General features: G+C 75.2%; 14 protein-coding genes. 2 read left to right on the top strand and 12 right to left on the bottom strand.

Translation table 11 applies throughout. From position 1 onward, the window contains the following. Positions 1-216 precede the first annotated feature (216 nt). Positions 217-714 (bottom strand): MarR family winged helix-turn-helix transcriptional regulator, encoded by a 498-nt coding sequence (locus ACGF5U_RS19245; RefSeq protein ID WP_392717256.1) that lies wholly within the window; start codon positions 712-714, stop codon positions 217-219. 117 nt (positions 715-831) lie between these two features. Here ACGF5U_RS19245 and ACGF5U_RS19240 point away from each other — a divergent pair, with 117 nt between their 5' ends. Continuing rightward, positions 832-2,421, top strand: a complete 1,590-nt coding sequence (locus ACGF5U_RS19240; protein ID WP_392717254.1) for an SDR family oxidoreductase — start codon at positions 832-834, stop codon at positions 2,419-2,421. Then, complete coding sequence (locus ACGF5U_RS19235; protein WP_392717252.1) at positions 2,418-3,794, top strand: cryptochrome/photolyase family protein; 1,377 nt, start codon at positions 2,418-2,420, stop codon at positions 3,792-3,794. The genes ACGF5U_RS19240 and ACGF5U_RS19235 overlap by 4 nt, the downstream gene beginning before the upstream one ends. 114 nt (positions 3,795-3,908) lie before the next feature. On the opposite strand, the gene ACGF5U_RS19230 is transcribed toward ACGF5U_RS19235, so the two are convergent. From ACGF5U_RS19230 to ACGF5U_RS19180, 11 genes are all read right to left on the bottom strand, one after another. Continuing rightward, complete coding sequence (locus ACGF5U_RS19230; protein WP_392715484.1) at positions 3,909-4,565, bottom strand: fasciclin domain-containing protein; 657 nt, start codon at positions 4,563-4,565, stop codon at positions 3,909-3,911. A 273-nt stretch (positions 4,566-4,838) separates the two neighbouring features. Then, a complete protein-coding gene (locus tag ACGF5U_RS19225; protein WP_392715485.1) occupies positions 4,839-5,252 on the bottom strand; it encodes an SsgA family sporulation/cell division regulator in 414 nt (137 codons plus the stop codon). 169 nt (positions 5,253-5,421) lie between these two features. Continuing rightward, on the bottom strand, positions 5,422-7,503 hold the full coding sequence (locus tag ACGF5U_RS19220; RefSeq protein WP_392715486.1) for an iron ABC transporter permease: 2,082 nt from the start codon (positions 7,501-7,503) through the stop codon (positions 5,422-5,424). Further along, complete coding sequence (locus ACGF5U_RS19215; protein ID WP_392715487.1) at positions 7,500-8,489, bottom strand: ABC transporter substrate-binding protein; 990 nt, start codon at positions 8,487-8,489, stop codon at positions 7,500-7,502. Before ACGF5U_RS19215 ends, ACGF5U_RS19220 begins: the two co-directional genes overlap by 4 nt. A gap of 43 nt (positions 8,490-8,532) precedes the next feature. Beyond that, positions 8,533-9,342: an ABC transporter ATP-binding protein gene (locus tag ACGF5U_RS19210; RefSeq protein WP_392715488.1), complete on the bottom strand. Its 810-nt coding sequence runs from the start codon at positions 9,340-9,342 to the stop codon at positions 8,533-8,535. 10 nt (positions 9,343-9,352) lie between these two features. After that, the gene (locus tag ACGF5U_RS19205) at positions 9,353-11,155 is read right to left on the bottom strand and encodes an IucA/IucC family protein (RefSeq protein WP_392715489.1); all 1,803 of its coding nucleotides are present in this window, start codon (positions 11,153-11,155) and stop codon (positions 9,353-9,355) included. A gap of 101 nt (positions 11,156-11,256) precedes the next feature. Continuing rightward, entirely contained in the window at positions 11,257-12,822 is a 1,566-nt protein-coding gene (locus ACGF5U_RS19200; protein WP_392715490.1) for a pyridoxal phosphate-dependent decarboxylase family protein, read from the bottom strand. Between the two features lie 201 nt (positions 12,823-13,023). After that, positions 13,024-13,593 (bottom strand): GNAT family N-acetyltransferase, encoded by a 570-nt coding sequence (locus tag ACGF5U_RS19195; RefSeq protein ID WP_392715491.1) that lies wholly within the window; start codon positions 13,591-13,593, stop codon positions 13,024-13,026. Further along, positions 13,590-15,422 (bottom strand): IucA/IucC family protein, encoded by a 1,833-nt coding sequence (locus ACGF5U_RS19190; RefSeq protein WP_392715492.1) that lies wholly within the window; start codon positions 15,420-15,422, stop codon positions 13,590-13,592. Before ACGF5U_RS19190 ends, ACGF5U_RS19195 begins: the two co-directional genes overlap by 4 nt. Before the next feature lie 181 nt (positions 15,423-15,603). Continuing rightward, a complete protein-coding gene (locus tag ACGF5U_RS19185; protein WP_392715493.1) occupies positions 15,604-16,995 on the bottom strand; it encodes a lysine N(6)-hydroxylase/L-ornithine N(5)-oxygenase family protein in 1,392 nt (463 codons plus the stop codon). Continuing rightward, positions 16,992-18,419, bottom strand: a complete 1,428-nt coding sequence (locus ACGF5U_RS19180) for a pyridoxal phosphate-dependent decarboxylase family protein (protein WP_392715823.1) — start codon at positions 18,417-18,419, stop codon at positions 16,992-16,994. The genes ACGF5U_RS19185 and ACGF5U_RS19180 overlap by 4 nt, the downstream gene beginning before the upstream one ends. Positions 18,420-18,470: the final 51 nt, after the last annotated feature.

The following is an 18,470-nucleotide window of genomic DNA, read 5'->3' as shown; positions in this document are numbered from 1 at the left end:
GGGGGATCGCAGGTATCTCAATGAGAAAGTATCTCAATGATTGAGAGATAGTAGGCGCGCACTCGTCTCCCACTTCACCGGGGGTCCCCCGGACGGATGCACCGGACCGGGTGCGCCGGACGGACGCAGCGGACCCCGGGTGCGCCGGGCGGACGCACCGGACCCCGGGCGCGCCGGGACGCACCGGAACCCGGGCGCGCCGGGCGGGGCCGCCGCTCAGCCCCGTGGCACCCGCTGCTCGCCCAGTCGCCCGTTCAGCTCGGTCAGGAAGCGCAGCACCGTCGCCAGCTCCGCCGCGTCGAACCGCTCCCGCGTCCCGCTCGTGGCCTGCGCCAAGGGCTGGAACCACGTCCGTGCCGCGGCCCTCGCCCCCTCCACATAGTGCAGGTGCACCACCCTGCGGTCGGCGCTCTCCCGCGCCCGGCGGACATGACCGGCCCGCTCGAGCCGGTCCAGACAGGCCGTCACCGCCCCCGACGTCAGACCGAGCCGCTCCCGCAGGCGGCCCGGCGTCAGCGGCTCCTCCGCGTCCAGGATCGCCGCGAGCGCCTGCACATCCGTGGCGTGCAGCCCCTGGCTCGCCGCGAATCCGTGCACCAGCCGGTTGATCTCGCCGTTCATCCGGCGCAGCTGCACGGCGAACGCGTGCAGATCCGGGGCCGCCCCGCGCTCTTCCGCGGGGATGCCGGCTGCTCGGTCGTCTGTACTGGCCACCCGGTCAGCCTATAGAAGCCCCGCCGTGGCGACCCGGCCCCGCATCCGGACGCGCGGCGCGGGCGGAAGTCCCGGGTGAGTGCGACGGTGGGAACCGGTGAAGGGCGCGGAGGCGGCATGACGGACAGGCAGACCGGCGCGGAGACCGGCGCGGAGACCCGCACACACGCCGGCACGGAGACCGGCACGGGAGGCGGGTCGGGCACGCTCTGCCTGGTCACCGGGGCGACCGGGTACATCGGCGGACGGCTGGTGCCCGAACTGCTCGACGCCGGACACCGGGTGCGCTGCCTGGCACGCTCGCCGGAGAAGCTGCGCGACCACCCCTGGGCCGGCCGCGTCGAGATCGTCCGCGGTGACGTCACCGACGCGGAGTCGGTACGGGCGGCGATGCGCGGCGCCGACGTCGCCTACTACCTCGTCCACGCGCTCGGCACCGGCTCCCGCTTCGAGGACACCGACCGCACGGCCGCCACGATCTTCGCCGTGGAGGCGCGGGCCGCCGGCCTCCGCCGCCTCGTCTACCTCGGCGGCCTCACACCGGCGGGCGTGCCGGAACACCGGCTGTCGCCGCACCTGCGGTCCCGCGCCGAGGTCGGCCGCATCCTGCTGGACTCCGGCGTACCCACGACCGTCCTGCGCGCGGCCGTCATCATCGGGTCGGGCTCCGCGTCCTTCGAGATGCTCCGCTACCTCACCGAGCGGCTCCCCGTGATGGTCACCCCCAGCTGGGTGCGCACCAGGATCCAGCCCATCGCCGTCCGGGACGTCCTGCGCTACCTCGTCGGCAGCGCCGTCATGCCGCCCGACGTGCACCGCGCCTTCGACATCGGCGGCCCCGACGTCCTCACCTACCGGGACATGATGCGGCGGTACGCCGCCGTCGCTGGCCTGCCCCGGCGGCTGATCCTGCCCGTGCCCGTGCTCACCCTCGGCCTGTCCAGCCTGTGGATCGGGCTCGTCACCCCGGTGCCGCGCTCCATCGCCCGCCCACTCGCCGAGTCCCTGCGCCACGAGGTGGTGTGCCGCGAGCACGACATCGCCCGCTACGTGCCGGACCCGCCCGGCCGGCCCATCGGGTGCGACGAGGCCCTCGCCCTCGCGCTGCGGCGCGTCCGCGAAGCCGGTGTGACGACCCGCTGGACCTCCGCCTCCGTGCCCGGCGCCCCCAGCGACCCGCTGCCCACCGACCCGGACTGGGCCGGCGGCAGCCTCTACACCGACGAACGGGAACAACCCGTCGACGCCTCCGTCGGCCGGCTGTGGCGGGTCATCGAAGGCATCGGCGGCGAGAACGGCTGGTACTCCTTCCCGCTCGCCTGGGCCGTACGCGGCCGGCTCGACCGGCTCGTCGGCGGGGTCGGACTGCGCCGGGGCCGCCGCGACGCCCAGCGCCTGCGCGTCGGCGACTCCCTGGACTTCTGGCGCGTCGAGGAGATCGAACCCGGCCGCCTGCTGCGGCTGCGCGCCGAGATGCGGCTGCCGGGACTGGCGTGGCTGGAGATGTACGCCGAACAGGACGACGCCGGACGCACCCGCTACCGGCAGCGCGCCCTGTTCCATCCGCACGGGCTGCTCGGGCACGCCTACTGGTGGAGCGTGGCGCCCTTCCACGGCGTCGTCTTCGGCGGCATGGCCCGCAACATCACCCTCGCGGCCGCCAAGGAACAGTCCGGCGAACCCGCGCCACGGGGGCCGGTCCGATGACCGTGGCGATCGTCCTGTTCACCGCCGACCTGCGGGTCCACGACCAGCCCGCCCTGCGCGCCGCCGTCCGCGCGGGCGACCGTGTGGTGCCCCTCTTCGTCCGCGACACGGCCATCGCCGCCACCGGCTTCCCCGGCCCCAACCGGGAGGCGTTCCTCGCGGACTGCCTGCACGACCTGGACGCCGCGCTCCGCGAGCGCGGCGGACGGCTCGTCGTACGCTCCGGCGACCCGGTCGCCGCGGTCCGCGCCGTCGCCGCCGAGACGGACGCCGCCGAGGTGCACACGGCGGCCGACCACAGCGGCTACGCCCAGCGCCGGGAGGACCGGCTGCGCGCCGCCCTGGAGGCCGACGGCCGCCGCCTGCGCGTCCACGACGCCGTCGTCACCGCGCTGCCGCCCGGCGCCGTCACCCCGGCCGCCTCCGACCACTTCGCCGTGTTCACGCCGTACTTCCGCCGCTGGAACGCCGAACGGCTCCGCGAGCCGCTCGCCGCGCCGCGCCGCGTGCCCGTCCCGGACGGTGTCGGCTCCGAGGACCTGCCCTCCCGCGCCTCGGTGGCCGGGGTGTCGCCGGGACTCGCGGCGGGCGGCGAGCGCGAGGGCCGCGCGCTGCTCACCGCCTGGCTGCGCGAGGGGATCGCCGCGTACCAGGACCGGCACGACGACCTGGCGGGCGACGCGACCTCCCGGCTGTCGCCGCACCTGCACTTCGGGACGGTCTCGGCGACCGAGGCCGTCCACCGGGCGCGCCGCGCCGGCGGACCCGGCGCCGACGCGTTCGTACGGCAGCTGTGCTGGCGCGACTTCAACCGCCAGCTGCTCGCGGCCCGCCCCGCCGCCGCCCGGGACGACTACCGCACCCGGCACGACCGCTGGCGCACCGGCCGGGCCGCCGACGAGGACGCCGAGGCATGGCGGCGGGGCCGCACCGGATACCCCGTGGTCGACGCGGCGATGCGCCAACTGGCCCACGAGGGCTGGATGCACAACCGGGGACGCCTGCTGGCCGCGAGCTTCCTCACCAAGACGCTCTACCTCGACTGGCGGGTCGGCGCCCGGCACTTCCTGGAGCTGCTCGTCGACGGCGACCTCGCCAACAACCAGCTCAACTGGCAGTGGGCCGCCGGCACCGGCACCGACACCCGGCCGAACCGGGTCCTCAACCCGGTGCTCCAGGGCAGGCGCTACGACCCCGACGGCGCGTACGTCCGCCGCTGGGTACCCGAACTCGCCTCCCTCGCGGGCCCCGCCGCGCACGAACCGTGGAAGCTGCCGGAGGCCGAGCGGGCCCGCCTGGACTACCCCGACCCGCTGGTCGCCCTGCCCGACGCCCTCGCCCGCTTCCGCCGCGCCCGGGGCGGGGAGCCCTGAGCCGCCGCGCGATCCCGGCCGGCGGGGGGGCGGGCACCGGCCGCGAAAGGAACCGGCCCGCGCCGCGCGACCCGGCGAGGTCGCGCGGCGCGGGCCGCCGGGGCCCGCCCGGGATCACTCCTTCGGCATCAGGACGGTGTCGACGATGTAGACGGTGGCGTTGGCGGTCGGCACGTTGCCGCACACCACGGTGGACGTGTCGTTCACCGTGTACGACTCGCCCGAGCCGGACGTGGTGAGCGTGCCCTTCTGCAGCGTCTCGAACGAGCCGTCCTCCAGCTGCTTCGGGGTGAGCTTCTCGCCCACCACGTGGTACGTGAGGATCTTGGTGAGGGTCTCCTTGTCGGCGAGGACCTTGTCCAGGTCGGCCTTCGGGATCTTGGCGAAGGCGTCGTTGGTCGGCGCGAACACCGTGATGTTCTGGGCGTTGTTGAGGGTGTCGACCAGGCCCGCCTGCTTGACCGCGCTCACGAGCGTGGACAGCGCCGGGTTGTTCGACGCGGCGGTGGCGACCGGGTCCTGCGCCATTCCGTCGAAGGAGCCCGCGCCGTCCTTCGGGACCGACGCGCAGGCCGGACCGAACGGCTTGTCGCCGGCACCGGTCATGGAGCCGTCCGCCGAACCGCCCGCGTCCGACGGGGCGGAGGCGGCGGGGGAGGAGTCCGCGGCGCCGTCCTTGCCGCCGTCGTCGGCGCAGGCCGTGAGGCCGAGCGGCAGCAGGGCCGCGGCGGCGACGGCGAGAGCGGCTCGACGGATGCGGATGGTGTTCATGGTCTGCTCCTGAGAACGGGGGTGTCGGAAGAGAAAAGGCGTGCGTGCGAAGGGGAGCCGGGCGGCATGGCACTCCACGGTGACCACCACCGGCCGAGCACCGGTGGTGCCGGGCGTCGGCCCGTCCACCGAGCGGCCGGCCGGCCGCTCGTACCCGCTCCCGAAGCTCTTCACGGCCCCTATTCGGAACGCCGCCCGCCCCGGATGGGTCGGTCACCCGAAAGAATGAGCCGAACTCTCGGCGCGGCGCGCCCGCCCGCCGAACGCCGCCGGTCAGGGGCCCAGCAGGGAGGCGATCAGGGCGTCAAGCCGCAGCAGTTCCCGTTCGCGGTCCGCCGGGACCAGCCGGTGGCTGTGCCGCAGGAACGCGTCCACTCCCCTCGTGCCCAGCTCCACGTGGGCGAGCCCGTCCGGCGCCCTGAGCACGAGCAGCGTCCAGGTGCCGCCGCTCGGGCGGACCTCCACGTCCCCCTGCCCGGCGGCGCCGTGCCGCCCTGTGGCGAGCAGCTCGCGGGCGAACGTCCAGGTCGCCGGGGCGCCGTCGCAGACGGCGTGCGACGGGAACGTGAGGTGGACGGCGAGCGGGTCGTCCTCGTGATAGGCCAGCACCACTCTGACGGAGCGGCGCACACCGGGGGATGTGCCGAGCAGCCGCGCCGGGACCGCGTGGACGATGCTCTCGATCACGGGGGTCTCCCTGTCCTGTCTCCACCTGTCGCTGTGCGTCCACCGGCCCGTGGCAGGCCGTGACGTACGTGTCTCAGGCGGGAGTTCGGGGACGGGGGCGCCGGCGGATGCGGAACGGCGGAGACTTCCCCCGGACGGGTCGCTCCACCGCGCCGCCCGCCACCGGGGCTCAGCGCCTGCGGCCTCGCCGCAGCTGCCAGACGAAGTACGGCGTGCCGATCAGCGCCGCGAGCAGGCCCGACGGGATCTCCGCCGGGGCGATCGCGGTCCGGCCCACCGTGTCCGCCGCGATCATCAGCGACGCGCCCAGCAGCGCGGCCGTCGGCAGCAGCCGGTGCGTACGCGAACCGACGAGCATCCGCGCCGCGTGCGGCGCGACCAGGCCCACGAACGCCACCGTCCCCACCACCGCCACCGCGCAGGCCGCCAGGGCCACCGCGAGGACCAGCACCGCCAGCCGGGTGCGTTCCAGCGGCAGGCCCAGCGTGCGGGGCGCGTCTTCCCCGAGCGCGAGCAGGTCCAGGCGGCGGAACGACACCAGCAGCAGCGGCACCCCCGCCGCGGCCGCCGCCGCCAGCACCGACAGGTCGGTGGTGTCCCGTGCGTACGTCGAGCCCGACAGCCAGGTCAGCGCCTGCGCCACCTGGAACCGGGCCCCGACCACCAGGTAGTTGGTCGCCGCCGTGGTCAGCGCGAACGTACCGATGCCGACCAGCACCAGCCGCTCCGGCGCCACCGACCCCCGGCGCCGCGACAGGCCGTACGTCAGCGCGAACGCCGCCGTACCGCCGAGCAGCGCCGCGAACGGCAGCACCGCGTACGGCAGCGAAGGCAGCGCCACCAGCAGCAGCGCCGCGCCGAAACCGGCACCGCCGCTGACACCCATCACCGTCAGGTCCGCGAGCGGGTTCCGCGACACCGTCTGCACGATGCCGCCCGCCACCGCGAGCAGCGCGCCCGCCAGGCCCGCCACGGCCAGCCGGGGCAGCCGGTACTCCAGGACGACACCCCGCAGCACCTCGTCCCCGCCGCCCGCGAGCATGCGGGGCAGTTCGGCCAGCGGCACCGCGATGTCGCCCAGCGCCAGGCCGCCGGCGAGCAGCGCCGCGACCAGCAGCACACCGCCCGCCAGCAGCGGCGGGTACGGCAGCCGCCGTCCGCGCCGCCCCGGCATGACCGTGCCCGGCGCCGCGGGCTCCGACGGCAGCCGCCGCGCCAGCCACAGGAACAGCGGCGCGCCGAACAGTGCCGTCACCACACCGGCCGGGACCTCGTTTCCGGTCGGCGACGTCACCCGGGCCAGCAGGTCGGCGGCCAGCAGCAGCGTCGCGCCCCACACGGCGGCGGCGGGCAGCAGTGCCGCGTGCCGGCGTACTCCGGCGAACCGCACCAGGTGCGGCGCCGCGAGCCCGACGAAGCCGATCGGGCCGGTCACCGTCACCGCGCACGCGGCGAGCAGCACGGACAGCACGACCGCCGTCAGCCGGACCCGGCCGACGTCGACGCCCAGACCGCGCGCCGTCTCGTCGCCCGTACCGAGGATGTCCAGTGTCCGGGCGAGCAGCAGCCCGCCCACCAGGCCGGCCCCCAGCAGCGGAAGCACCGTCAGGGACCGTCCGCTGTCGGCGACCGCCAGTGAGCCGTGCCCCCAGAAGAACACCGCGCCGGTCTCCTCCTGGAACAGCACCACCAGCACGGCGGTGACGCTCGACAGGGCGAGCGTCACCGACACGCCGGCCAGCACCAGATGGGCCGGCCGTCCCCGTGCGCCGCCCGCCACCGTGTGCACGAGCCCGGCCGCCAGCAGCCCCCCGGCGAACGCCACACCGCCGCGCGGCAGATCGCCCAGCGAGAACCCGGTGACGGCGGCGACGGCGACCGCCAGGTACGCGCCCGCCGTCACCCCGAGCGTGTCCGGCGACGCCAGCGGATTGCGCACCGACGACTGGAGCAGGCACCCAGACACGGCGAGCGCCGCACCGGCGACCAGACCGGCCAGCGTGCGCGGCAGCCTTCCGCCGACCAGCACCGCCCGCGCCTCGGGGTCGTCGCCGCCGGCGATGAGCCCCAGCAGATCGGTGAGGCCGACGCCGCTGCGCCCGTACCCGAGGTGCAGGACGGCGACGAGCAGCAGGGCGGCGATCCCGCCGGCGACGGCCGGGGCCGGTCCGGCCGGCCCGGCCGGGCGGCGCGGGGCCTTCCCGGTGCGGCCCCGAGCCGTGTCCCCGGCAGGTGTGGCGATTCCGGTCATGCGGTGAGGGCGCTCGCGATCTCGTCGGCGACCTGGGCGGTGGAGAACGGCCCGCCGAAGAACCAGGTGCCCGGGTCGAGGGCGTGGACACGCTTGTTCCTGGCGAAGTCCAGGTTCCGCCAGAGGGCGTTCTTCGGCAGGGACGTGGCGAAGACGTCGTCGTTCTCGGCGGCGACGTAGACGAGGCTGGACTTCTCGACGGGCTTGAGGCCCTCGATGTCGACCCTGCTCATGCCGTACGCGTCGGCCTTGCCGGTCCAGGCGTTCCTCAGCCCGAGGCGCGGCAGCAGCCCGCCGGGGATCGTGGAGTCGGTGAGGACCTCCACGACGGCGGCCCCGTCCGTGGTGTAGCCGCGGGCGACCGTGACCTCGGCGCCGTTCTTCCTCCCGTCGGCGATCCTCGTCCTGGCGGCCTGGAGCCGGGCGTCGAGCTCCTTCAGCGCCCGGTCGGCCGCGTCCGCCCTGCCGACGGCCGTGCCGATGGTCTTCAGCGTGGTCCGCATCTCCTCGAACTCGCCGTCCTTCGCGTACGGGTCGAACATCAGCGTGGGCGCGATCTCGTCGAGCTGCTCGTAGTTCGCCTCGGACCGCAGCCTGGAGGTGATGATCAGGTCCGGCTTCAGCACCTTGATGGTCTCCAGGCTGGGCGCCTGCCGGGTGCCGACGTCCTTGACGGACTCGTCGAACCTCGGGCCGCCGGTGACCCACTGGTCGTACCCCTTGACATCGGCGACCCCGACCGGGGAGACACCGAGGGCGAGCAGGTCCTCGGCGTAGGTCCACTCCAGGGCGACGACCTTCGTCGCGGGCCTGTCGAGCCTCGTCTCGCCCTTGATGTGGGAGACGGTGACGGTGCCGCCGCCCTCCTTCTCCGGGCCGCCGCCCGCGGCCCGCTCACCGGACGAGCCGCAGCCGACGGCGGTGAGGGCGAGCGCGGCGGCGGCGGCGAGCGCGGTCAGGGCACGGGCATGTGGTCGTGTGCGCATGCGCGGTGGTTCCTTCGTTCGGTGCGGAAGGGACGGATGGTGCTCAGGTGGCCGCCGTCGCCGTCGGCTCGCGCCAGGTCGGCAGACAGGTCGGCACACCTGTGTGGGGGTCGTGGGTGACGGTCGTGTCGATGCCGAACGCGGTACGGATCGTCTCCTCCGTCAGCGCGGCGGCGGGCGGCCCCGACGCCACGATCCGGGCCCCGGCGAGCACGACCATGGCGTCGGCGAACGCGGCGGCCTGGTTCAGGTCGTGCAGCACCACGGCCACGGTGATCCCGTGGTCGTCGGCCAGCCGCCGCACCAGCCGCAGGACCTCGATCTGGTAGCGGATGTCCAGAAAGGTCGTCGGCTCGTCCAGCAGCAGCAGACCGGTGCGCTGCGCCAGCGCCATCGCGATCCACGCCCGCTGGCGCTCGCCGCCGGACAGCCGGTCGAGGGGCCGCTCGGCGAGCGGACGCAGGTTCGTCGCGTCCAGCGCCCAGCCGATCGCCGCCCGGTCCTCGTCGCCGGTGGCGCGGGCCAGCAGCCCCTGGTGCGGATGGCGCCCGTAGGCGACGAGCTCCGCCACCGTCACCCCGGCGGGAACGAGCGGCGACTGCGTCAGGAAGCTCAGCTTCCTGGCCAGCTCCCGCTGCCTGTACGCGGCGAGGTCGCGGCCGTCCAGCACCACCTGCCCGGCGTCCGGCACGTGCAGCCGGGCCAGCGTCCGCAGCAGCGTCGACTTGCCGGAGCCGTTGGGACCGACGAGCGCGGTCACCCGGCCGGGTGCCAGGGAGACGCTGATCCCGCGCGCGACCGGCTCGCCGCCGTGGCCGAGCGTGAGGTCCGACGCGCTGATCTCGATGCTCATGACCCCGCCCTCACGCCAGCGGATTGGGGACGGTGCCGTTCGGGCGCAGCGCGTGGCGCAGGGCCCGGTCGACGTAGCGGGTGACGACGAGCCGGTCGGTGTTGAACGGATAGCGCGGGAACGCGTCCGCGAGCATGTCGAACGCGGCGAACCGGTCGGCCTTCTCCGGGAACCGCTTGTGGTACGAGACGATCGCCTCGCGCACCAGCCGCCAGAACCGCTCCTCGGGTACGCCCAGGTGCTCCGCCGCGAGCGGCGCCAGATAGCGGAAGTGACCCAGCAGCAGCTGGTCCACCACGTGCTGGCGGATGACGACGGGGTTCTTGCGGGGCAGGATGTGGTCGTAGCCGTCCGGCTCGGGCCCGCGCTCCGGCACCGGCGTGTGCGACACGGACACGTCGTCCACGAAGTCCTTCAGGAACAGCCGGCGCGGCACGTCGTGGTCGTCGTAGCCGATCAGCGTGTTCTGGCCGTGCGGGTTGAACGTGATCCCGTACGTGTACATCACGTGCAGCACCGGGTGCGTCACCGTCTCGAACAGCCGTCGAAGCCACTCGTCGGCGGGCAGCCCGGACGCGCGGACCAGCTCCGCCGTGAACGACGCGCCCCGTTCGTCCACGTACAGCAGCGACGCGAACGTCCGGACCCGCTCGCCGGGGTCCCGCCGCGACGACACCGACTCGCGCCAGATGCAGCCGAGGGTCTCCAGATGCTGGTACGGCATGCCGGGCACCCGGTCCAGGTACGGGTGGCGCACGGTCACGGAGGCCACCTCGCCGAGGAACACCGTCCGCAGCTCGTCCCGCAGGAGCTTGTCCCTGTCGAGGAGCCCGGTCAGCCACTGGGTGGTGAGCGGCGCGCCCTGGGTGCAGTGCGGCGGGATGCCGCGCCAGATCAGCGTGTTGACGATCTTCAGGGGCAGTTTGACGTCGAACCGGTCGCGCCGCGCCATGTTCGTCATGGTGCGCACCGACTGCTGCGGCAGATACGTGTCGGCGCTCGCGCCGAGCGGGATGATCCGCCGCTGGGCGACCTCGCCCGCGAACAGGACCTGGACGGCGTGGTCCCACTGCCACGGGTGGACGGGCATCCACACGTACGCGTCCGGGTCGCCGCCCGCCTCCTCGATCCTGGCACGGAACGCGGCCGTCGTCCCCTCGTCCAACTCGTGCTCCAGGACGGCGTGTTCGCTCAGGGACGGGATGCCCCGGAACTCGGCCAGGCCCCGGTGGACGGCGATCCACCGGAGCGTGACCAGCTGCCGCGACTCCGGCGCGTACGCCCGGACGTCGGTCGCCGAGAACCCGATCCGGCCCTTGTTGGCGACCAGCGTCGGGTGCCCCGTCATGGCGCACTCCAGCTCGGCGTGGCCGAGCCCCCGCAGCTCGGCCGCGCTCTGGCCGCCGTGCTCGATCCGCGCCGCGTCCACGGCGAGGGTCGCGGACACCTCGGTGAGGTACATGCCGAGCGTCGGCGCGTCGGTGCCTATGGTGTCCGCGCAGTCCACCAGGAACTGCTGCGCGTCCCACGCCGGGGTCTCGATCTCGTTGCCGAGGAGCCCGGCCGCGCCCCGGGTCACCGACTCCCGGTCGACCCGCCAGGAGCCGAGGGCGCCCCTGGTGGCCGAGAAGACATAGCTGACGCCGCTGGCCAGGTCGACCCGGAAGCGGCCCGCCTCCTCCAGCTCCAGCGGCTGGAGGAGCTCCTCGAAGGCGAACTCGGAGAGGGTCTTGGCGAGCAGCCGCCGGTTCGCCTCCCGCCAGGACCCGGGGGAGACGTCGGCGAGTGCGGGGACGGGGTGACCGTCAGTCATACGGGCGGTGCCTTTCTCGTCGGTGGCGGGGACGTACTGCCCATCGCCGGGGCCTCGGAAGCCTCGGCCGCGGCGCCCCGGGCGGCGGTGGTCGCGGTTCGTCACGACGTGCCCTCCACGGCCTGTCCGGCGCGGACGACGGCCGCCAGCAGCGCGTCGATGTCGCTCGCCCGCGCCTGCGGGTTCAGTAACGTGAGCTTCAGGTGCACGGTCCGCCCGCCGTCCGCGCCGGCCACGTCGGTGCGCCCGATCAGGGCGGAGCCCTCGCGCAGCAGCAGGCGGCGCAGCTCGCCGTTGACCGCGTCGGTGTCCGCCGGGTCGCGGGGCAGGTAGCGGAAGACGACCGTCGACAGCGTCGCGCCCGCCGTCAGCGCGAGCCGGGGATGCGCGGTCACGGCGGCCTCGGCGTGCCGGGCCAGGTCGTGGCAGGCGTCGAGCATCGCGCCGATGCCGTCGGTCCCGAGGGCCAGGAACGTCGCGGCGACCTTCAGCGCGTCGGCCCGCCGGGTGGTCTGCAACGACAGCCCGAGCAGCCCGTCGTAGCCGGCCTCGCCGTCGTCGTCGGGGTTCAGGTAGGCCACGCGCAGCCCGGTCGTCGGGGCGAAGTCGGCGGCGTCACGGGCCAGCAGGAGGCTGGCGGCCGCGGGCTGCCAGGCCGTCTTGTGCAGATCGAGCGTGACGGTGTCGGCCTCCTCGATCCCGGTGAGCAGCGGGCGCAGCCGGTCGGAGAACAGGGCGCCGCAGCCGTACGCCGCGTCGACGTGCAGCCGTACGCCGTGCTCGCGGGCGACGGCGGCGATCTCCGGCAGCGGGTCGACGGAGCCGTAGTCGGTGGTGCCCGCGGTGGCGACGACGGCGACGGGCAGTTCGGCGCCCGGGTCCGCCCCGCCGAGCAGCGCGTCGAGCGCGTCCGGGCGCATCCGGTGCCTGCCGTCCGTGGGCACCGGCCGTACGGCGTCCTCGCCGATGCCGAGCACGGCGCAGGCCCGCGCCACCGAGAAGTGGGCCAGCTCGGAGCAGAACACCACGGGGTCGCGGCCGAGTCCGGTCAGCCCGGCGGCGCGGACGTCCCGCAGCTTGGCGGCCGCCGCGTCCCTGGCGATCAGCAGCGCCTGGAGGTTGGAGGCGCTGCCGCCCGCCGTCAGCACCCCGCCCGCTTCCGGCCCGTAGCCGGTCAGCCGGGCCAGGCCGCGTACGAGCCGCCGTTCGATCTCGACCGCGTAGGGCCCGCTGTCCCAGGTGTCCACGGACGCGTTGAAGATCCCGGCCAGGATGTCCGCCGCGGCGGCGACGGCCAGCGACGGCGGCTGGAGGTGCGCGGCGGCCATCGGATCGGCGAGGTCCACGGTCGTCTCGGCACAGGCGCGGGCGAGCGCCAGCACGGCGGCGTGACCGCCGCCGGTGCGCGGCACGACACCGTGCGGGAGCTGCCTGTCGACCAGCTCGGTCAGCTCGTCCGGGGTCAGCCGGGGCAACGGGCCGCCGCGGCGGCGCAGTCCGGTCGCCGCCTCCCGGGTGATCTCGGCGACCAGACGGCCCACGTCGGCGAGTCCCGCCGGGTCGGCGGCGAGCAGATCGGGGTCCAGCAGCGGGGAGGGCGCGGATGTGCGGGCGGGTGCCGGCACGGGGGGCACCTGGCCGGACACGGCACCACCGGGCATCGTCATGGGAGGTCATTCCTGTCGTCCCGAGTCGCGGGAGCGGGCGGGGGCACGGGTCGGGGGCGGGTGGCTGACACGGGCGTCGGGCTCGGTGCGGGACGGGCGGTACCGGCGCGCGGCCCGGAACCGGGCCGGGCGGTACGGGCCCCGCGCGCGTCACCCGGCGCGGGCCCGCCGCGGCCGGCGGCACCGGGCGCCCGCGCTCCCTCATGTCGCGCGCTCACGGACCATGAACGCCGCTCGCTTGTCCGGCAGGTCGATCTGCCGGACCATCCGGAAACCGGCCCGCTGGAACGCCCGCACCGAGCGGACGTTGCCGGCGTCCGGCTCGGCGACGACACGCCGCGCGTACGGGTCGGTGCCCAGCAGCCACTCCGACACCGCCCGCAACAGGTCGGCGCCCAGACCCCTGCCCCGGAACCCGGCGGGGCCGAGCAGCAGGTGCACGCCCGCGTCGCGCGGCTCGGCCGGGTAGTGGCGGCCCAGCGGGTCGAGGTCGGCGCGGTACAGCTCCCAGTAGCTCATCGGCGTCCCGTCGAGACAGCCGATGTACGGCGTGGAGTGGGCGGCGGCGACCTGCTCGCGCAGATAGCCGGTGATCCGGTCGAGGGGTTCGGCCAGCTCCCAGTACCGTGCGATCTCGGGGTCGTTCATCCAGCCGTGGACCAGTTCCGCGTCGGCGTCCGGGTCGACGGCCCGCAGCGTGAACGTGCCCTGCGGCAGGGGTGGGTCCGTGATGACGAGGTGCCCACCCCCGGTCGGCGTACCTCCGCTCACTTCCGTACCTCCGCGATCGGGTTGGGGATGTCCACGTACACCGACTGGGACTCCAGCGGGCCGGTCAGCTCGTCCATGCCGTGGACCCGGGTCAGCAGGTTGGCCTTGCAGCGCAGCGTCGGCTCGTCGCGCAGGAGGGCGGCGAGCCGGAGCCGGTCGCCGTGCTCGTCGGCCCGCGCCGCGAGGAACTCCTCCGTGCGGCGCAGCAGCCGTTCCTCGTCCGCGAGGCCCTGGGAGCCCAGCGCGCCCACGAGCCCGAGCAGGTTGTTGACGCCGACGTAGTAGGCGAGCCGCTCGTCGACGACCTCGTCGGCGACGTACGTGCCGAGGTCCCGGCCGATGCCCGGCACCCAGCCGTACAGGGCGTCGCTGCGGGCGGGGGAGAAGTAGTAGCCCTGGTTGTCGCGGTAGCGCCCGCCGGCCGGGCGGCCCTCGTCGTCCAGCACCACGAGGGTGTTCTGCTGGTGGGCCTCGAGGCCGAGCCCGTACCTGGCGTACAGCCACAGGACCGGTGCGACGACCCGCTCGGTGTAGCGGACGAACCAGTCCTCTGCGGCCTCGGCGACCGGGCGGCCGGTGCGCTCGGCGACGCCGTGCACGAGCGCCGCCAGCCGGGAGCGGCCCCCGGGCAGGTCGGGGCGGGGCGAGACGAGCCCGGCGACGCAGACGCCCTGGGGTTCGTCGCCCTCCTGGAAGGGGTTGGCGCGGACGACGACGTCGAGGCCGGTGGACTCCCCGGCCCCGGCCCCGCCCCCGGTGCCGTCGCCGTCCGTGTCGAGCGGGTCGACCGCGAGCCACGCCGGGTCCCGCACGATGGCGAACCCGGGGTGCGCGGCCCGCAGCGCGGCGCCCAGGCCGGCGGTCAGCAGCCGGTCGACGGCCAGGCCCCGGTACAGCTCGGACCGCATGTTCTCGCGCCGCGAGTTGGTGATCCGCAGCCCCAGCGAGAACTTCAGCATCACGGGCGCGTCGGCGCGGTAGACCGTGCGGACCGATGACGTCGGCGACCAGGCGGGCCCCGCCGGTCCCAGGTCGTGCAGCAGTCCGGCGTCCAGCAGCGCCCGTACGGCGGGCCTGTGCCGTACCTCCCGGGCCTGCCACGGGTGCGCCGGGACCAGGACCGTGCCGGGCGGCGGGGTCAGGGCGTCGCCCGCCAACGAGGCCAGCAGCTCCTGCGCCGACCGGTCGAGCGACGAGTCGGACCGTACGACGGACGGGTCGGCGGCGAACCAGTGCAGCGGGAACGCGCCGCGCGTCTCCGGCGAGTACCGGGCGGACTCCGCGTCGGTGAGCCCCTCGCGGCTCTTCGGCGTCGGGTGCAGCGGGTGACCGGTGATCAGGGCCTGTTCGCCCGCGAGGAAACCGGTCGTGCCCTCGGGGTCGTCCGGCACCGCGGCACGGGCCCGGACGAACTCCGCCACGCGCCTAACGGAGTCGACGACCCGACCGGTCAGGTCGCCGACGGCGGCCGGGTCGCCGCCGGCGGCCTCGACACCGAGGAGCGTCGCGATCACGGTGGCGGAGGCCGGAGTCCCGGTGGCCAGACGGGCCGGCCCGAACCGGTGCCAGCCGACCGGCGACCAGTACAGGACGGGCGCCTCGACCGCCGTGCCGGACGCGGGCAGGTCCAGGCGCAGCAGGTCGCCGGAGGGCCGGGCGACCCCCGTCTCCCGTACCCAGCAGCGCAGCAGGCTGTCGGCGGCGGCGCGGTCGGCCACCGCGGCCGCGTCCACCGGCGCGGCCCGGTCGTCGTGGCTCGAAGGGCTGGAGCGGTGCTCCCGGGGCCGGCTAGGGCTCTGACTCGGGCTCTGGCTCGGGCTCTGGCTCATGCGCACTCTTCCTCTGCTCGTCGCGGTTCTCGCGGTGTACGCGGTGTACGCGGTGTTCGCGGTGCTCTGCCCGTCGGCGCTGAGCTCGCCGCCGGTGGGCTCCGGTGGGCTCCGGCGGGGTCCGGCGGGCTCGTCGCCGGTGGCTCGTCGCCGTGGTGCCGTCCCGCGCCGAGGAGGGCGGTCAGCGGTGGCGGGAGGCCGCCGGTACGGGCGGCGGGGCGTCGTCCCCCCGGGCCCCCGGCAGACCGAAGGTGGTGAACGCGGTACGCCTCGGCAGCGGGTAGACGTCCTTCCCGGCCAGCGTGTTGAGGATCAGCGCGGAACGCCAGGCGGCGAGCCCCAGGTCGGGCGCGCCCACGCCGTGCGTGTGCCGTTCGGCGTTCTGCACGAACACCGATCCGCCGACGGCCTCGTCCAGGACGAGCCGCTGCTCCGTGTCGACGCGCGGGCGCCCCCCGTCGTCGCGGACGATGTGCGGCCGCAGCGGATCGAGGAGCCCGTCCAGCGGCCGCTCCGCGTATCCGGTGGCGAGGACGACCGCGTCGGTCGTGAGCCGCGCATCGGACTCCTGCTCTGCGTGGGTGAGCCTCAACTCCACCCGGCCGGAGCGCTGTTCGGCCCCGGTGACCGTGACGCCCGGGGTGAGCGTCACATCGGGCCAGCCGCCGCCGAGCGCCCTGCGGTACAGCTCCTCGTGGATCTCGCCCAGCGTGTCGCCGCTGACGCCCTTGTACAGCTGCCACTGGCGGGGCAGCAGCCGGTCCCGGGTCGGCTCCGGCAGCCCGTGGAAGTACCGCGTGTAGTCCGGTGTGAAGTGCTCCAGGCCCAGCTTGCTGTACTCCATCGGCGCGAAAGCCGGGGTACGGGCCAGCCATGTCAGGCCCTCACGGCCCTCGGGCCGCGCCCGCAGCAGATCGAGGAGCACCTCGGCGCCCGACTGCCCGGCGCCGACGACGGTGACGTGCCCCGCGCCCAGCAGCAGGTCGCGGTGGGTCAGATAGTCGGCCGAGTGCAGGACGGGCGCGTCCGGGCGCTCGGTCAGTCCGCGCAGCGGGGCCGGTACGTGCGGGGCCGTGCCGACGCCGAGCGCCAGGTGACGGGCGAGGATCCGGCCCACGCCCACGGCGTCGCCGTCCGCGCCGAGCCGGGTGAAGTCCACCTGGAACGCGGCGCGGCCCGCGTCCCAGCGGACCGTGTCGACCTGGTGGCCGAAGCGGCAGGACGGCAGCTCCTCGCTGACCCAGCGGCAGTAGGCGTCGTACTCGTTGCGCGGGATGTGGAACCGCTCGGCGAAGTAGAAGGGGAACAGCCGCTCCCGGGTCCTGATGTGGTTGAGGAACGACCAGGGGCTCGTCGGGTCGACCAGGCTGACGAGGTCGGCGAGGAACGGCACCTGCAGCGTGGCCCCGTCGATGAGCAGGCCCGGGTGCCAGTGGAAGGCGGTGCGCTGTTCCAGGAACACGGCGTTCAGCCCGGGTACCCCGTCGGCGAGCGCCGCCAGGGACAGGTTGAACGGGCCGATGCCCACACCGAGCAGATCGACGGTGGCTTCCTCGGTGGTGTGCGGGGTCATCGTGGTCCTTCCGGTCCTTCCGGTACGGGTGCGGTGCGTATGCGGTCGGCGGTGTCGGCGATCAGGGCGAGGACCCCGGCCAGTTCGCCGCTCGCCGCGCGGGGGTGCAGCAGGGTGACCTTGAGCCAGAGCCGGCGCGCGCCTCCGGCGTCGTCGGCGGCGGCCCGGCCGACGACGGCGCGCCCTTCCGCGAGCAGCAGCCGTCGGACCTCGGCCACCAGCGCGTCGCCCGCGGCGGGCGGCAGCGCGTCGGCGGCGGCGGGGCGCAGCAGCACGGTGCTGATGCCGATGTCGCCGGGGCGGCGCCGTAGCGCCGGGTGGGCGTCGACCAGCCCGGCGAACTCCCGTGCCGTGTCGACGCAGTGCTCCACGAGCGCACCGACGCCGGTGCGGCCGAGCGCCCGCAGCGTCGCGGCGATCTTCACCACGTCGGGACGGCGGGTGGTACGCAGGGAGCGGCCCAGCAGGTCGGGCAGCCCCGCCTCGGTGTCGTCGTCGGCGTTGAGGTAGCCGGTCCGTGTGCCGAGCGGCCGCAGCAGCGCGGTGTCGCGGACCGTGAGCAGCCCGGCCGCCACCGGCTGCCAGCCGAGCTTGTGCAGGTCGAAGGTGACCGAGACGGCCGCCTCGAGACCGGCCAGCCGGGGGGCGAGCCGGTCGCTGAACAGCAGCGGACCGCCGTACGCCGCGTCGACGTGGAGTTCCGCGCCGTGGCGTGCGGCGACCTCGGCGAGCGCGGGCAGCGGGTCGATCAGCCCCTCGTCGGTGGTCCCGGCCGTCGCCACGACCAGGACGGGACCCGCGAGTCCGGTGAGCGCCGCGTCCAGCGCGTCCGGGCTCATCAGGCCGCCAGGGCAGGCGGTCGCGACCGGTGTCGGCAGGCCGAGGAGCCAGGCGGCCCGCCGCACACTGTGGTGGGCGGTCTCGCCGCACACCACCCGCACGCCGGGGGCGCCGGCCGCGTGGGCCCGCTCCCTGGCCAGCAGCAGCGCCACGGTGTTCGACTCGGTGCCGCCGCTGGTGACCAGCGCGTCGGGCGCGGCGGCCAGGGGATGGACCAGCCGGGCCAGCGCGGCCGTCACCTCGGCCTCCAGCGCGGCGGCGGCGGGCGCCTGGTCCCAGGAGTCCATCGACGGGTTCAGCGCGGACGCCGCCAGATCGGCTGCGGCGGCCACCGCCAGCGGCGGACAGTGCAGATGGGCCGCGCAGGCGGGGTCTGCCGGGTCGGCGGCGCCCTCGGCCACGGCCCTGACGACGGTCCGCAGCGCCTCTTCGGCGCCCGTGCCGTACTCGGGGAGCACCGGGGCGCAGGCGGCCCTGACCCGCTCGGCGACCGCTTCCGGGCCGCCCGCCGGGAGCGGGCCGCCCCGGGCGGCGGCGCCGTCGGCGAGCGCGTCGAGGACGACACCGGTCAGCTTGCCCAGCATGGCCGGTCCTCCGGCGCCGCCCGAAACGGCGCTGTCCGCCTCGTACAGGCG

Origin of the sequence: Streptomyces sp. NPDC047886 (genome assembly GCF_043204435.1) — a bacterium.
Lineage (GTDB): Bacteria > Actinomycetota > Actinomycetes > Streptomycetales > Streptomycetaceae > Streptomyces.
Note: the sequence above shows the minus strand (reverse complement) of the source record. Positions and strands in the feature narration are given on the sequence as shown.

Bases quoted from the DNA above. Each gene is read 5' to 3' on its own strand.
- ACGF5U_RS19205 (WP_392715489.1), bottom strand. From the start codon at position 11,155: ATGACTGACGGTCACCCCGTCCCCGCACTCGCCGACGTCTCCCCCGGG.
- ACGF5U_RS19180 (WP_392715823.1), bottom strand. From the start codon at position 18,419: ATGCTGGGCAAGCTGACCGGTGTCGTCCTCGACGCGCTCGCCGACGGC.
- ACGF5U_RS19235 (WP_392717252.1), top strand. From the start codon at position 2,418: ATGACCGTGGCGATCGTCCTGTTCACCGCCGACCTGCGGGTCCACGAC.
- ACGF5U_RS19230 (WP_392715484.1), bottom strand. From the start codon at position 4,565: ATGAACACCATCCGCATCCGTCGAGCCGCTCTCGCCGTCGCCGCCGCG.
- ACGF5U_RS19185 (WP_392715493.1), bottom strand. From the start codon at position 16,995: ATGACCCCGCACACCACCGAGGAAGCCACCGTCGATCTGCTCGGTGTG.
- ACGF5U_RS19190 (WP_392715492.1), bottom strand. From the start codon at position 15,422: ATGAGCCAGAGCCCGAGCCAGAGCCCGAGTCAGAGCCCTAGCCGGCCC.
- ACGF5U_RS19215 (WP_392715487.1), bottom strand. From the start codon at position 8,489: ATGCGCACACGACCACATGCCCGTGCCCTGACCGCGCTCGCCGCCGCC.
- ACGF5U_RS19210 (WP_392715488.1), bottom strand. From the start codon at position 9,342: ATGAGCATCGAGATCAGCGCGTCGGACCTCACGCTCGGCCACGGCGGC.
- ACGF5U_RS19220 (WP_392715486.1), bottom strand. From the start codon at position 7,503: ATGACCGGAATCGCCACACCTGCCGGGGACACGGCTCGGGGCCGCACC.
- ACGF5U_RS19240 (WP_392717254.1), top strand. From the start codon at position 832: ATGACGGACAGGCAGACCGGCGCGGAGACCGGCGCGGAGACCCGCACA.
- ACGF5U_RS19200 (WP_392715490.1), bottom strand. From the start codon at position 12,822: ATGACGATGCCCGGTGGTGCCGTGTCCGGCCAGGTGCCCCCCGTGCCG.